A 13,030-nucleotide genomic window follows, 5' to 3' on the forward strand; every position below is an offset into this window, starting at 1 on the left:
ACTTGCGCCACTCCCTGGAGTGCTTGCCAGTCGGTCATGTCCCTGAGCCGATACGCACAACCACGGGGGTTGCACGTGGGGCCGGTGTGCATGTCCGCTTGACGGAAAGCCTTAACGCCTCCTGCAATCTCCACCTTGAACTTTCGGGTTCAAGGGCTACACCGACAGCGGTTCGTCGGGGAGCCTGAATTCTTTGCCCGCCCTTCTGCGCGGGCAATCGAGCTGTCACCCACAGGTGGCAGCCCTCTCTGGGACCGCCCGTGCCATGACCGACACCGCGCCGCTTACCCGCCCCCAACTTCGCCGCCTGCTACGTGACGCCCGCCGCGCCTTGACGCCGGCCGAGCAACGTCAGGCAGCCCGTGGCCTGTACCGCCAGCTCGCGCAGCACCCGCTGTTTCGCCGGGCCAGACATATTGCCCTGTACCTGCCCAACGATTGCGAGATCGACCCAGGCCTGTTGATGCGCGAAGCTCAGCGCCGCGGCAAGCACACCTATCTACCGGTGCTGCACGCCTGGCCAAAAACCAAGATGGTCTTTCAGCGCATCGACGCCGGCGAGAAGCTGCGGCCCAACCGTTTCCGCATCCCCGAGCCGCACATCAGCCTGGCCCGGCAACGGCCGATCTGGGCGCTGGACCTGATCCTGCTGCCGCTGGTGGGGTTTGACGAAGTGGGTGGCCGGCTGGGCATGGGCGGCGGCTTCTATGACCGCAGCCTGGCCTATCAGGCTCGCCGCAAAGCCTGGAAGAAGCCCTTGCTGCTGGGCCTGGCGCATGAATGCCAGAAGGTTGAGCGACTGGCGCAAGCCAGTTGGGATGTGCCGCTGCAGGGGACGGTCTCGGACCGTGGCTGGTACCTGGCACCCGCGTGATGGGCGCCAGCAAAGCAATCAACGCTGTTGCGGATTGACCGGTACTTCGTAGGGGGCGTCGAGTTTGCGTTCCCAAAGGCTTTGCGCATAGCCGGTAGTGACAACACCCAAACCGAACAGAAACACCAGAATCCAGAGCAAATCCGGTTTGCGATTCATCGATTGCCCCCCTCAGGCAAACTGATCACGTTGTCAGCAACGATTTTGTTGTTGCAGCAGCGTCAAGCTTAAAATGCGCGCATTCTCCGACAACCTGAGGCGACACGCAAACGTTGACGCCAACCGACCGTCGGTTTCCTGAAACAGGTTATTTCAAACATTGTCTGGAGCACCACCCATGGCCTACTGGCTGATGAAATCCGAGCCCGACGAACTCTCGATCAAGGACCTCGCGCGGCTGGGCGAAGCCCGCTGGGATGGCGTGCGCAATTACCAGGCGCGTAACTTCTTGCGCACCATGGCGGTCGGTGACCAGTTCTTTTTCTACCATTCCAGCTGCCCGGAACCGGGCATTGCCGGCATCGCCCGGATCAGCGCCGCGGCCTACCCGGACCCTACCGCGCTTGACCCGCAAAGCCATTACTTCGACGCCAAGGCCAACGACGAGAAAAATCCCTGGAGCGCCGTGGACGTCGCCCACGTCGAAACCTTCGGCAAGGTCCTGCAACTGGGTTACCTCAAGCAACAAACCGCCCTGGCCGAACTGCCGCTGGTACAGAAAGGCAGCCGCTTGTCGGTGATGCCGGTAACCGCCGAACAATGGGCAGCGGTACTCGCACTGCGTTAAAGAGGGTAGGATTGCCGCTCATTTGACGAACATCAACGCACCAGGACCGGTGCGACGTCACAATTTGACGTTAATGCAGCAGGATGCCCAACCATGTCGATGAGCCAACACACGCCCAAACTCTTCGCCGGCGCCTTGATCGCCCTGCTCCTGGCCGCTGGCGGCCTGGGCTACTGGAAATCCCTGCATGACCGCCTGCCCGAAGGCTTGAGCATGGGCAATGGCCGGCTCGAAGCCACCGAAGTGCAAATCGCCAGCAAGATCCCCGGGCGCCTGGCCGAAGTGCTGGTCGACGAAGGCGACACGGTCGAACAGGGCCAGTTGCTTGCCCGCATCGACACCCGCACCCTCGAAGCCCAACGCAGCCAGGCCGAAGCCGAAGTGCTACGCGCCCGGGAAAACTACTCCGCCGCCCAGGCCACCGTGCAACTGCGCCAGAGCGAGCAACTGCTGGCCAGCCAGGAGCTCAAGCGCGTGCGCGAAATCTTCCAGCGCAAATACGCCAGCCAGCAACTGCTCGACCAGCAACAGGCCCGTTACGACACCAGCAACTCCGCAGTCGTCGCCGCCCGTGCACAACTGGCCGCGATCAAGGCCGCCATCGGCGCCGCCGAAGCCCAGGTCGCGCAACTGACCAGCGAGATCGACGACAGCAGCCTGCGCGCGCCGATCAACGGCGTGATCCAGCTACGCCTGGCCGAACCGGGTGAAGTGCTCGGCGCCGGCGGTCGTGTACTGATGCTGATCGACCCCAGCGATCAGTACATGAACCTCTACCTGCCCGCCTCCACCACCGGCCGCCTGACCGTTGGCGACCAGGCGCGCATCGTGCTCGACGCCCTGCCCGACCAGGCAATGCCTGCGAAGATTGCCTTCGTCGCAGCCAAGGCGCAGTTCACCCCCAAACAGGTGGAAACCCGTGACGAGCGCCAGAAGCTGGTGTTCCGGGTCAAGCTGCGCCTGACCGAACCGAGCGCTGTGCCCCAGGCCAAACCCGGCATGCCGGGCGCCGGCTATGTGCGCACCGCTAAAGTGGACTGGCCGGCCAACCTGCAATGAGCGCGCTGGCGCTGCAGGCCGAGGGCATCAGCCACCGCTACGCTGGGCTGAGTGCCCTGCAAGACATCGCTTTCAGCCTGCCGGCGGGCACCCGTTGCGGCCTGATCGGCCCGGATGGCGCCGGCAAGTCGAGCCTGCTCGGGCTGATCGCCGGGGTGAAGAAGCTGCAGAGCGGCGAGCTGCAGGTGCTCGGCGGCTCGATCCGCCAGCGCCGCCACCGTAACAGCCTGTACCCGCGCATCGCCTTCATGCCTCAAGGGCTGGGCAATAACTTGTACCCCGAGCTGTCGATCAGCGAGAACATCCGCTTCTTCGCCACCCTGTTCGGCCTTGGCGCCAGGGAGTGCGAGCAGCGCATGCACAACCTGCTGCTGGCCACCGACCTGCTGCGTTTTGCCGAACGCCCGGCGGGCAAGTTGTCTGGCGGCATGAAGCAGAAGCTCGGGCTGTGTTGCGCGCTGATCCACGAACCGGACTTGCTGATCCTCGACGAACCCACTACCGGCGTCGACCCGCTGTCGCGTCGACGCTTCTGGGAGCTGGTCGAACAGGTGCGCCAGGAGCGCCCGCAACTGACCTTGCTGGTGGCGACCGCCTACATGGAAGAGGCCGAACAGTTCGAGCACTGCCTGATGCTCGATCGCGGCCAACTGATCGCTGCGGGCTTGAGCGAAGAGCTGGCCGCCGCCACCGCCAGTCACAAGCTCGATGACGCCTTCACCCACTTCCAGGGCAACCGCCAGCGCAGCCAACAACCCTTGGTGATACCACCCCATGATAACGGCGATGCCGAGACCGCCATCGAAGCCCACGAACTGACCCTGCGCTTCGGTGATTTCACCGCCGTGAACAAGGTCAGCTTCGCCATCGGCCGAGGCGAAATCTTCGGTTTTCTCGGCTCCAACGGCTGCGGCAAGACCACCACCATGAAGGTGCTCACCGGCCTGATGCCGGCCAGCGAAGGCAGCGCCACGCTACTCGGCCGCCCAGTGAACGCCAAGGACCTGGCGACGCGCAAGCGGGTCGGCTTCATGTCGCAGAGTTTCTCCTTGTATGGCGAACTCAGCGTGCGGCAGAACCTGGAACTGCACGCACGGTTGTTCGACCTGCCCAAGGCCGAGAGCAGTCCGCGTATCGCCGAGTTGATCGAGCGCTTCGATCTTGGCGCCATCGCCGACCAGCAGTCCGGCGCCCTGCCCCTGGGCCTGCGCCAGCGCCTGTCATTGGCAGTGGCGGTGTTGCACCGCCCGGAAGTGCTGATCCTCGACGAACCCACCTCAGGCGTCGACCCAGCCGCCCGCGACGACTTCTGGCGCCTGCTGATCGAGCTGTCGCGGGATCAGGGGGTGACGATTTTCCTCTCCACCCACTTCATGAACGAAGCCCTGCGCTGCGACCGGATCTCCCTGATGCATGCCGGCAAGGTCCTGGCCTGCGACACCCCGGCGGCGCTGCAACAGCAATTTGCCGGCCAGACCCTGGAAGACGCCTTCGTCACCTGCCTGGAACAGGCGCAGGGCGCGGGCGAAGCGCCAACTGCCAGCGCTCAGCTCGACACGCCAGCCCAGGCGACGCCGTTGCACATGCGCCGAGGTTTCAGCCTCAAGCGCCTGTTCGCCGTCGCCACCCGTGAGGGCAAGGAACTGCTGCGAGACAAAGTGCGCCTGGCGTTTGCCCTGCTCGGCGCCCTGTTCATGATGGTGATCTTCGGCTATGGCATTTCCCTGGACGTGGAGAACCTCGCCTTCGCCGTGTATGACCAGGACCAGAGCCCGCAAAGCCGTGCCTATCTGGAGGCCTTTCGCGGCTCGCGCTACTTCGCCGAGCAGACGCCGATCGACGATGCCGCGCAGTTGCACAAACGCCTGCAGCGCTCGGAAATCAAACTGGCCCTGGAGATTCCGCCAGGCTTCGGCCGCGACCTGCACGCCGGGCGCCAGCCGGTGGTGGCGGCCTGGCTGGATGGCGGCATGCCGTTTCGCGCCGAAACCAGCCGCAACTATGTCGAGGCCGTGCACCAGGCCAACCTTGAGCAATTGGCGGCGCTGAGCAGCAAGGCTCAGCCAGGGCAAAGCCCGGTGCGCCTGGAAACCCGCTTTCGCTACAACCAGGATGTGGTCAGCGTGAATGCCATCGGCCCCGGGGTAATGGCGCTGATACTTGCCTTCATTCCGGCGATGCTCACCGCGCTGGGTATCGTGCGCGAGAAGGAACTGGGCTCGATCACCAACTTCTACGCCACGCCGCTGACGCGCCTGGAGTTCCTGCTCGGCAAGCAGGCGCCATACCTGGCGGTGAGCCTGATCAACCTGGCGCTGCTGGTGGCGATGAACCGCTGGCTGTTCGGCGTGCCATTCAAAGGCAGCGCCCTGGCCCTGGCCTGCGGCGGCTTGCTGTACCTGCTGGCGACCACCAGCCTGGGCCTGCTGATCTCGGCGTTCACCCGCACCCAGATCGCCGCGATCCTCGGCACCATGATCATCACCAGCCTGCCGACCATCCAGTTCTCCGGGCTGATCGTGCCGCGCTCTTCGCTCGAGGGTGCTGCGGCCTTGATGGGCCAGTTGTTCCCGGCCGGGTATTTTCTCGATATCGCCGTCGGCACCTTCACCAAGGCCCTGGACCTGCGCGAACTCTGGCCTCAGTGCCTGGCGCTGCTGGGGTTCTTTATTGGTTTCACCGGCCTGAGCCTGGCCATGCTGAAGAAGCAGGAGGTCTGATGCATCGTCTGGCACACACCCTGCGCCTGGGTTTGAAGGAGCTGACCAGCTTGCGCCATGACAGCGTATTGCTGCTGTTTTTGCTGTACGCCTTCAGCGTGGCGATCTACATGCCGGCAGCGGGTTCGGTGATCGGCGTGCACAACGCCAGCGTCGCGGTGATCGACGAAGACCATAGCCTGGTATCGCGCAAGCTCACCGAAGCCCTGCAACCGCCGGAGTTCCAGCGCGCCGTGCCACTGGCCTACAACCAGCTCGACCAAGCCATGGACAGCGGCCAGTACACCTTCGTGATCAACGTGCCGGTGAACTTCCAGACCGACCTGCTGGCCGGGCGCTCACCAGAGCTGCAGGTCAACGTCGACGCCACGGCCATGAGCCAGGCGTTCATGGGTGCCGGCTACATCGGCAGGATCGTCGAGCGCGAACTGCTCGACTACGCCAACCAGGGCTCGGCGACTGCCGGCAGCCCGGCCCTGCTCAGCGCCCGGGCGCTGTTCAACCCCAACCTTGAGGGTGGCTGGTTCCTGGCGGTGATCCAGATCGTCAACAACATCACTATCCTGGCCATCGTCCTGACCGGCACGGCACTGCTGCGCGAGCGCGAACACGGCACCCTCGATCACCTCTTGGTGCTGCCGCTGACCGCCCTGGAAATCATGCTGGCGAAGATCGGCAGCAACGCCCTGGTGGTGGTGCTGTGCACCTGGGTGTCGCTGGAAGTGATCGTCAAAGGGGCGCTGGGGGTGCCGCTGGCAGGATCACTGGGGCTGTTTTTGGCGGTGACCGCACTCTACCTGTTCGCCAGCACGGCACTGGGGATCTTCCTCGCCACGCTGGCGCGCTCGACCCCGCAGTTCGGCCTGCTGGCGATCCCGGTGATCATCCCGATGCTGTTGCTCTCGGGTGGCAGCACGCCGCTGGATAGCATGCCGCAATGGCTGCAGTGGGTGATGCAGGGCTCGCCCTCGACCCACTTCGTCAGCCTCAGTGCGGCCATCCTGTTCCGCGACGCCGGGTTGCCCGTGGTCTGGCCGGACCTTGCGGCACTTGCCGCGATCGGCCTGGCCTTCTTCGCGATTGCCCTGGCGCGCTTTCGCCGCAGCCTGACGTCCTGATTACTGAACGATCAGGTTGTTGAACAGCAAGTCGTCGACGGTCGGCTTGCCTTCTTCGTTTTCGAGCACCTGCTGGACTTGCTTCAGGGCTTCCTGACGCAGTTTTTCCTTGGCCTCGACATTGCTCATGCTCTCGAGGTTCTGCTGGGTGAACAGGGCCACCAGCTGATTGCGGATCAGCGGCTCGTGATGACGCACCGCTGCGGCGGCGGCATCGCTGTTGACCCGCAGGGCCACGTCGGCCTTGTACACGCGCAGTTTCGGCCCGCCATCCAGGGCGTAGTTGCCGACAAAAGGCGGGGTAAGGGAAATGTAGGAGACCTTCGGCTCCCCTTCCTTGGCTTCCTCGGCCTGGGCCGCCATCGGCAGCATCAGCGCCAGTACCATCAAGATCCACGCTTTCACGAATTCGCTCCTCATACAGTTGGCGCCAGCATACCCAGCGCACCGGTCAAACCCAAGCCCGGGCTTATGCCGGCCTATCAGGGCGGGCCATGCTCGTTGACCCGGCACCTCGCCCACCTACACTTATCGGCCACTACGCGCAAAGGAATAGTCCCGATGAAAGCAGTGTTGTGCAAAGCCCTTGGTCCGGCGCAAAACCTGGTTCTGGAAGAAGTCGCCAGCCCCGTGCCGAAGAAGAATGAGATCCTGCTCGACGTGCAGGCCGCCGGGGTCAACTTTCCCGACACCCTGATCATCGAAGGCAAGTACCAGTTCCAGCCGCCGCTGCCGTTCTCGCCCGGAGGCGAAGCAGCCGGCGTGGTCAGTGCCGTGGGTGAAAAGGCCGGCAACCTGAAGGTTGGCGATCGGGTCATGGCCCTGACCGGTTGGGGCAGTTTTGCCGAACAGGTAGCGGTGCCGGCCTATAACGTGCTGCCGATCCCGGCGCAGATGGACTTCACCACCGCCGCGGCCTTCGGCATGACCTACGGCACGTCGATGCATGCCCTGAGCCAGCGCGGCCAGCTCAAGGCCGGGGAAACCCTGCTGGTACTGGGTGCCTCCGGCGGCGTGGGCCTGGCGGCGGTAGAAATCGGCAAGGCCATGGGCGCGCGGGTGATCGCCGCTGCCAGCAGCGCCGAGAAGCTGGCCGTAGCCAAGGCCGCCGGCGCCGACGAGCTGATCAACTACGGCCAAGCCAGCCTCAAGGACGAGATCAAGCGCCTGACGGGCGGTAACGGCGTTGATGTGATCTACGACCCGGTGGGTGGTGACTTGTTTGATCAAGCGGTGCGCGGGATCGCCTGGAATGGTCGCTTGCTGGTAGTCGGGTTTGCCAGCGGGCGTATTCCAGAGCTGCCGGTAAACCTGGCGCTGCTCAAGGGCGCAGCGGTGCTCGGGGTGTTCTGGGGCGCCTTTGCCCAGCGCCAGCCGGCTGACAATGCGGCGAACTTCCAGCAGCTGTTTGCCTGGTACGCCGAGGGCAAACTCAAGCCGCTGGTATCGCAGACCTTCCCGCTGGCTAAAGCCGGTGCGGCTATCGAGATGCTGGGGCAGCGCAAGGCGGTGGGCAAGCTGGTGGTAACCATGGCCTAAACAGCTGAACCTGTGGGAGCGGGCTTGCCCCGCGATGCCTCCCACATTACCGACCTCATCGCGGGGCAAGCCCGCTCCTACCTGGAATGACAACGCCGAAAGCGCGCCTCAAGATTGCGATCGGGCATGGCGTGGCTGCGCAGGGCATCGAGGGTCTGCTCGACATAGTCGCGGGTAGTGCCATAACGGCCCTTGGCACTGGCAAAGATCTGACTGAGCAAGGTGTCCGGCAAGTTGCCGGCGTAGCACGGCAAGTGGCGTTCGAGTACGAAGCCCAGGGCCTGGACCTTGCTGCCATCCTCAAGACGACAATTGAGCCAGTGCGGACGATAGGCCGGGTAAGGCATCTCCCGTTGCCACAAGGCCAGCAGCGATTCTTCCAGGCAGTCGTCCGGCAAGCGGTAGGCGAAACCGCTGCACGAACCGCCGCGATCCAGGCCGAACACCAGGCCCGGGCACTCCGGCGTGCCGCGATGTTCATGGGACCACAAATACAACCCGCGATGATAACCGTGCACCCGTGCCCGCCGCCGCTCAACGGCATTGCACTCCGGACGCCAGATCAACGAACCGTAGGCAAACAACCACACCGGGCCACCCTGATGCCGGGACATGGTGTGCTGGACCGAATGTACAAGTTGCTCGCGGGTTAATTGCTCGCCGAAATCAAGCAACGGCGGATAGGTCACATTCAAAGATACCGTTTCGATCGCCGACATAGCTGTCGCCACACTTCCCCATGAATTAACAACGCTCCGCACTATAAAGGCAAAGCACTGTGCACAGAGTTACCGTACGGCAGATAAGCGCCGGAATACAAGCCCCCGGTGCCCTGCGGCGGCAATAATGGCCGGACAGGTGCGATAACAGGTGCACTGTTTCAAGTGTAGCGAAAGTTATTTTCGGTGTTGGCAATAATAAGTGGCTTATAACCGACGGCCGTGCCGACAGTTATTTAAACCGGCACGCTGTTGCAGCGTGCCTTATTCCTTCATTCAATTGCGCGGCGCATAAGCAAATACATCGGCGCGCATTTGATGCGCATCCATGCCGGCATCGACCAGGGCATCGAGGGTGGCATAGATCATGTTCGGCGAGCCGCTGGCATAGACATGCACACTCGCCAGGTCGCTGATGTCCTCACAGACGGCCTCGTGCAGCAGACCGCAACGCCCCTCCCAGCCACACAGGTCACTGACCACCTTGTGCAGGAACAAGTTGGGCAGGTGCTGCCATTCGGCCCAGTGTTCGATCTGGTAGAAGTCATCCGGCAGACGTACGCCCCAGTACAAGTGCACCGGGTGCTTGAAACCACTGGCGCGGCAGTGCTCGATCAGGCTGTGCATCTGCGCCATGCCGGTACCGGCAGCGATCAGCACCAGCGGGCCGTCAGGCAATTGCGCCAGGTGGGTGTCACCAAAGGGCATTTCGATTCGCGCCATGCGTGTGCGCTGCAACTGGGCAATCAGCTCCAGGGCGCTGTTCTCACGGGCCAGCACATGCAGCTCGAGGTCGCGGCCACTGTGCGGCGCCGAGGCCAGCGAGAAAGCGGCCTTGTCGCCGCTGTCACGCTCGATCATCAGGTACTGGCCAGCGTGGTAGCGCGGAGGCTTGCCGGCTGGCGCACGCAGCCGTACGCGCCAGACATCGCCGCCGACTTCAACACATTCGCTGAGCTGGCAGGCCAGTGTCCGTACCGGCAGCTCGCCCAGGGCCAGCACGCCATCCCACAACAAGACACAGTCCTCCAGGGGCTCGGCGATACAGGTGAACAGTTCGCCATGATCACGTTCGACGCCATCCTGGCGCACCCGGCCTTCAACCAGCAGCGCGGCACAGACATGGCAGTTACCGTTGCGGCAGCTCTGCGGGCAGTCGTAGCCCAGGCGCCGCGCCGCATCGAGAATCCTTTCCCCGGGTTGTAGCGCCAGTACGGCCCCGGACGGCTGCAAGGTTACCTGCATTTAGTCTATTCCCAACTGATGCCACAGCTCATCGATCCGCCGGGTGACGGCTTCATCCTTGACGATGACCCGTCCCCACTCGCGCGTGGTTTCACCCGGCCACTTGTGGGTGGCGTCCAGGCCCATTTTCGAACCCAGCCCGGACACGGGCGAGGCGAAATCCAGGTAATCGATCGGTGTGTTGTCGATCATCACCGTATCGCGCTTGGGGTCCATGCGCGTGGTGATCGCCCAGATCACATCGTTCCAGTCCCGTGCATTGATATCGTCGTCGGTAACGATAACGAACTTGGTGTACATGAACTGTCGTAAAAACGACCAGACACCCAGCATCACGCGCTTGGCGTGGCCTGGATACTGCTTTTTCATGGTCACCACCGCCATGCGGTACGAACACCCCTCAGGCGGCAGGTAGAAGTCGGTGATCTCCGGGAACTGCTTCTGCAGGATCGGCACGAACACTTCGTTCAAGGCAACGCCGAGAATCGCTGGCTCATCCGGCGGACGGCCGGTGTAGGTGCTGTGGTAGATCGGCTTGCTGCGGTGAGTGATGCGCTCGACAGTGAACACCGGGAAGCTGTCGACTTCGTTGTAGTAACCCGTATGGTCGCCGTATGGACCTTCCGGGGCCATTTCGCCCGGATGGATTACGCCTTCGAGGATGATTTCGGCAGTGGCCGGCACCTGCAGGTCGCTGCCACGGCACTTGACCAGCTCGGTACGGTTACCGCGCAGCAGGCCGGCAAAGGCGTACTCGGAGAGGGTGTCGGGCACCGGCGTCACGGCGCCGAGGATGGTCGCCGGGTCCGCGCCCAGGGCCACGGCCACCGGGAAGGGTTGGCCAGGGTGCTTTTCACACCATTCGCGATAGTCCAGGGCACCGCCGCGGTGGCTCAACCAGCGCATGATGACCTTGTTACGGCCGATCACCTGCTGACGATAGATGCCCAGGTTCTGGCGGTCCTTGTTAGGCCCGCGGGTAACCGTCAGGCCCCAGGTGATCAGCGGCGCAACATCGCCCGGCCAGCAGTGCTGCACCGGCAGCAGGCCGAGGTCGACATCGTCGCCTTCGATGACCACTTCATGGCATGGCGCATCCTTGACCACCTTGGGCGCCATGGACACCACCTTCTTGAAGATCGGCAGCTTCGACCAGGCGTCCTTGAGGCCTTTCGGCGGCTCGGGCTCCTTGAGGAAGGCCAGCAGCTTGCCGATTTCACGCAGTTCGCTGACCGACTCGGCGCCCATGCCCATGGCCACCCGTTCCGGGGTGCCGAACAAGTTGCCAAGCACTGGAATGTCGAAGCCGGTTGGCTTTTCGAACAGCAGGGCCGGGCCTTTGGCGCGCAGGGTGCGGTCACAGACTTCGGTCATTTCCAAGACTGGAGAGATCGGCACCTGGATGCGCTTGAGTTCGCCGCGCTGTTCCAGGCCACGGATAAAGTCGCGCAAATCGCGATACTGCATGCAAAAGCCTCGTATTGGCTGCCGTAGCGGTCGGGCTGCAGAGTGTAGCGCCGAACTCGGCTGCTCAGAATAGCCAAAGTACAGATAGCAAAAAGCCGGGTCGCCCCGGCTCTTGCCCAGCGCAACAGTTTACTTGCGCTTCATCGACAGGAAGAACTCGTCGTTGGTCTTGGTCTGCTTGAGCTTGTCGACCAGGAACTCGATGGCAGCCACTTCATCCATCGGGTGCAGCAGCTTGCGCAGGATCCACATGCGCTGCAGCTCGTCGTCGGCGGTCAGCAGCTCTTCGCGACGGGTACCCGAACGGTTGATGTTGATGGCCGGGAAGACGCGCTTCTCGGCGATCTTGCGGTCCAGGGGCAGCTCCATGTTGCCGGTGCCCTTGAACTCTTCGTAGATCACTTCGTCCATCTTCGAGCCGGTTTCAACCAGCGCGGTGGCGATGATGGTCAGCGAGCCGCCTTCTTCGATGTTACGCGCGGCACCGAAGAAACGCTTCGGCTTCTCCAGGGCGTGGGCATCGACACCACCGGTGAGGACCTTGCCGGAGCTCGGGATCACGGTGTTGTAGGCACGGGCCAGACGGGTGATGGAGTCGAGCAGGATGACCACGTCTTTCTTGTGTTCAACCAGGCGCTTGGCCTTCTCGATGACCATTTCGGCAACCTGCACGTGGCGGGTTGGCGGCTCGTCGAAGGTCGAGGCAACCACTTCGCCGCGCACGGTGCGCTGCATTTCGGTCACTTCTTCCGGGCGCTCGTCGATCAGCAGGACGATCAGGTGGCACTCGGGGTTGTTGCGAGTGATGTTCGCCGCGATGTTCTGCAGCATGATGGTCTTGCCCGCTTTTGGCGGAGCGACGATCAGGCCGCGCTGGCCTTTGCCGATCGGGGCGCAGAGATCGATAACCCGGCCGGTGAGGTCTTCGGTGGAGCCGTTGCCGGCTTCCATTTTCAGGCGCTCGTTGGGGAACAGCGGCGTCAGGTTTTCGAACAGGATCTTGTTCTTCGCGTTTTCCGGCCGGTCGAAGTTGATGGTGTCGACTTTCAGCAGGGCGAAGTAACGCTCGCCTTCTTTTGGCGGGCGGATCTTGCCGACGATGGTGTCGCCGGTACGCAAGTTGAAGCGACGGATCTGGCTTGGCGACACGTAGATGTCGTCCGGGCCGGCCAGGTACGAGGCATCGGCCGAGCGCAGGAAGCCGAAGCCGTCCTGGAGAATCTCCAGCACGCCGTCACCGGAGATTTCCTCGCCGCTTTTCGCATGCTTTTTCAACAGGGAGAAAATCACATCTTGCTTGCGCGAACGGGCCATATTTTCTATGCCCATCTGTTCGGCCATTTCGAGCAGATCGGTAATCGGCTTTTGCTTGAGTTCAGTCAGGTTCATAAGGGGAGTGACGTAATCATGTAAGAAGGGGGAATTAAGCTTCTGGCTTAATGAAGCCGCGCCGCAAAGAAGGCGACAGGATCGCGTACTGATTCGAATTAGGGATGCGTCGG

The 13,030-nt window shown here is 63.0% G+C and carries 12 protein-coding genes and 1 other RNA gene; 7 read left to right on the forward strand and 6 right to left on the reverse strand.

Translation table 11 applies throughout. From position 1 onward, the window contains the following. Positions 1–8: 8 nt before the first annotated feature. A non-coding RNA gene (gene ssrS / locus PspR32_RS25060) (6S RNA) lies at positions 9–186 on the forward strand. 79 nt (positions 187–265) lie between these two features. Beyond that, positions 266–874, forward strand: coding sequence for a 5-formyltetrahydrofolate cyclo-ligase (locus tag PspR32_RS25065; protein ID WP_010221170.1), 609 nt, complete (start codon positions 266–268; stop codon positions 872–874). Positions 875–892: 18 nt separating this feature from the next. Here the strand turns inward: PspR32_RS25065 and PspR32_RS26250 are convergent, their stop codons facing one another. Continuing rightward, positions 893–1,033 carry a hypothetical protein gene (locus tag PspR32_RS26250; RefSeq protein ID WP_010221169.1) on the reverse strand — a complete coding sequence of 47 codons (141 nt, stop codon included), beginning with the start codon at positions 1,031–1,033 and terminating at the stop codon, positions 893–895. Positions 1,034–1,211: 178 nt separating this feature from the next. Between PspR32_RS26250 and PspR32_RS25070 the strand changes: the two genes are divergently transcribed. From PspR32_RS25070 to PspR32_RS25085, 4 genes are all read left to right on the forward strand, one after another. After that, entirely contained in the window at positions 1,212–1,661 is a 450-nt protein-coding gene (locus PspR32_RS25070; RefSeq protein WP_010221168.1) for an EVE domain-containing protein, read from the forward strand. Between the two features lie 93 nt (positions 1,662–1,754). Further along, positions 1,755–2,720, forward strand: a complete 966-nt coding sequence (locus tag PspR32_RS25075; RefSeq protein WP_036994894.1) for an HlyD family secretion protein — start codon at positions 1,755–1,757, stop codon at positions 2,718–2,720. Then, positions 2,717–5,440: a ribosome-associated ATPase/putative transporter RbbA gene (rbbA, locus tag PspR32_RS25080; protein WP_159389315.1), complete on the forward strand. Its 2,724-nt coding sequence runs from the start codon at positions 2,717–2,719 to the stop codon at positions 5,438–5,440. Before PspR32_RS25075 ends, rbbA begins: the two co-directional genes overlap by 4 nt. Next, positions 5,440–6,558: an ABC transporter permease gene (locus PspR32_RS25085; RefSeq protein ID WP_010221165.1), complete on the forward strand. Its 1,119-nt coding sequence runs from the start codon at positions 5,440–5,442 to the stop codon at positions 6,556–6,558. The genes rbbA and PspR32_RS25085 overlap by 1 nt, the downstream gene beginning before the upstream one ends. Here PspR32_RS25085 and PspR32_RS25090 read toward each other — a convergent pair whose 3' ends face one another. Then, a complete protein-coding gene (locus PspR32_RS25090; RefSeq protein ID WP_010221164.1) occupies positions 6,559–6,963 on the reverse strand; it encodes a flagellar basal body-associated protein FliL in 405 nt (134 codons plus the stop codon). It lies immediately after the preceding gene. 156 nt (positions 6,964–7,119) lie between these two features. On the opposite strand from PspR32_RS25090, the gene PspR32_RS25095 reads away from it, so the two are divergent. Further along, positions 7,120–8,097, forward strand: coding sequence for an NADPH:quinone oxidoreductase family protein (locus PspR32_RS25095; RefSeq protein WP_010221163.1), 978 nt, complete (start codon positions 7,120–7,122; stop codon positions 8,095–8,097). Positions 8,098–8,174: 77 nt separating this feature from the next. Here the strand turns inward: PspR32_RS25095 and PspR32_RS25100 are convergent, their stop codons facing one another. The 4 genes from PspR32_RS25100 to rho all read right to left on the reverse strand — a co-directional run bounded on the left by PspR32_RS25100 (position 8,175) and on the right by rho (position 12,917). Continuing rightward, a complete protein-coding gene (locus PspR32_RS25100) occupies positions 8,175–8,816 on the reverse strand; it encodes a gamma-glutamylcyclotransferase (protein ID WP_100781842.1) in 642 nt (213 codons plus the stop codon). Between the two features lie 276 nt (positions 8,817–9,092). After that, positions 9,093–10,061, reverse strand: coding sequence for a CDP-6-deoxy-delta-3,4-glucoseen reductase (locus PspR32_RS25105; protein WP_010221161.1), 969 nt, complete (start codon positions 10,059–10,061; stop codon positions 9,093–9,095). Next, a complete protein-coding gene (gene ubiD / locus PspR32_RS25110; RefSeq protein ID WP_010221160.1) occupies positions 10,062–11,528 on the reverse strand; it encodes a 4-hydroxy-3-polyprenylbenzoate decarboxylase in 1,467 nt (488 codons plus the stop codon). 129 nt (positions 11,529–11,657) lie between these two features. Further along, complete coding sequence (gene rho / locus PspR32_RS25115) at positions 11,658–12,917, reverse strand: transcription termination factor Rho (RefSeq protein WP_010221159.1); 1,260 nt, start codon at positions 12,915–12,917, stop codon at positions 11,658–11,660. Positions 12,918–13,030 lie beyond the last annotated feature (113 nt).

Origin of the sequence: Pseudomonas sp. R32 (assembly GCF_009866705.1) — a bacterium.
Classification (GTDB): domain Bacteria; phylum Pseudomonadota; class Gammaproteobacteria; order Pseudomonadales; family Pseudomonadaceae; genus Aquipseudomonas; species Aquipseudomonas donghuensis.

Coding starts and splice junctions, on each gene's coding strand:
- PspR32_RS25075 (WP_036994894.1), top strand. CDS start 1,755: ATGTCGATGAGCCAACACACGCCCAAACTCTTCGCCGGCGCCTTGATC.
- ubiD (WP_010221160.1), bottom strand. CDS start 11,528: ATGCAGTATCGCGATTTGCGCGACTTTATCCGTGGCCTGGAACAGCGC.
- rbbA (WP_159389315.1), top strand. CDS start 2,717: ATGAGCGCGCTGGCGCTGCAGGCCGAGGGCATCAGCCACCGCTACGCT.
- rho (WP_010221159.1), bottom strand. CDS start 12,917: ATGAACCTGACTGAACTCAAGCAAAAGCCGATTACCGATCTGCTCGAA.
- PspR32_RS25070 (WP_010221168.1), top strand. CDS start 1,212: ATGGCCTACTGGCTGATGAAATCCGAGCCCGACGAACTCTCGATCAAG.
- PspR32_RS25085 (WP_010221165.1), top strand. CDS start 5,440: ATGCATCGTCTGGCACACACCCTGCGCCTGGGTTTGAAGGAGCTGACC.
- PspR32_RS25065 (WP_010221170.1), top strand. CDS start 266: ATGACCGACACCGCGCCGCTTACCCGCCCCCAACTTCGCCGCCTGCTA.
- PspR32_RS25105 (WP_010221161.1), bottom strand. CDS start 10,061: ATGCAGGTAACCTTGCAGCCGTCCGGGGCCGTACTGGCGCTACAACCC.
- PspR32_RS26250 (WP_010221169.1), bottom strand. CDS start 1,033: ATGAATCGCAAACCGGATTTGCTCTGGATTCTGGTGTTTCTGTTCGGT.
- PspR32_RS25100 (WP_100781842.1), bottom strand. CDS start 8,816: ATGTCGGCGATCGAAACGGTATCTTTGAATGTGACCTATCCGCCGTTG.
- PspR32_RS25095 (WP_010221163.1), top strand. CDS start 7,120: ATGAAAGCAGTGTTGTGCAAAGCCCTTGGTCCGGCGCAAAACCTGGTT.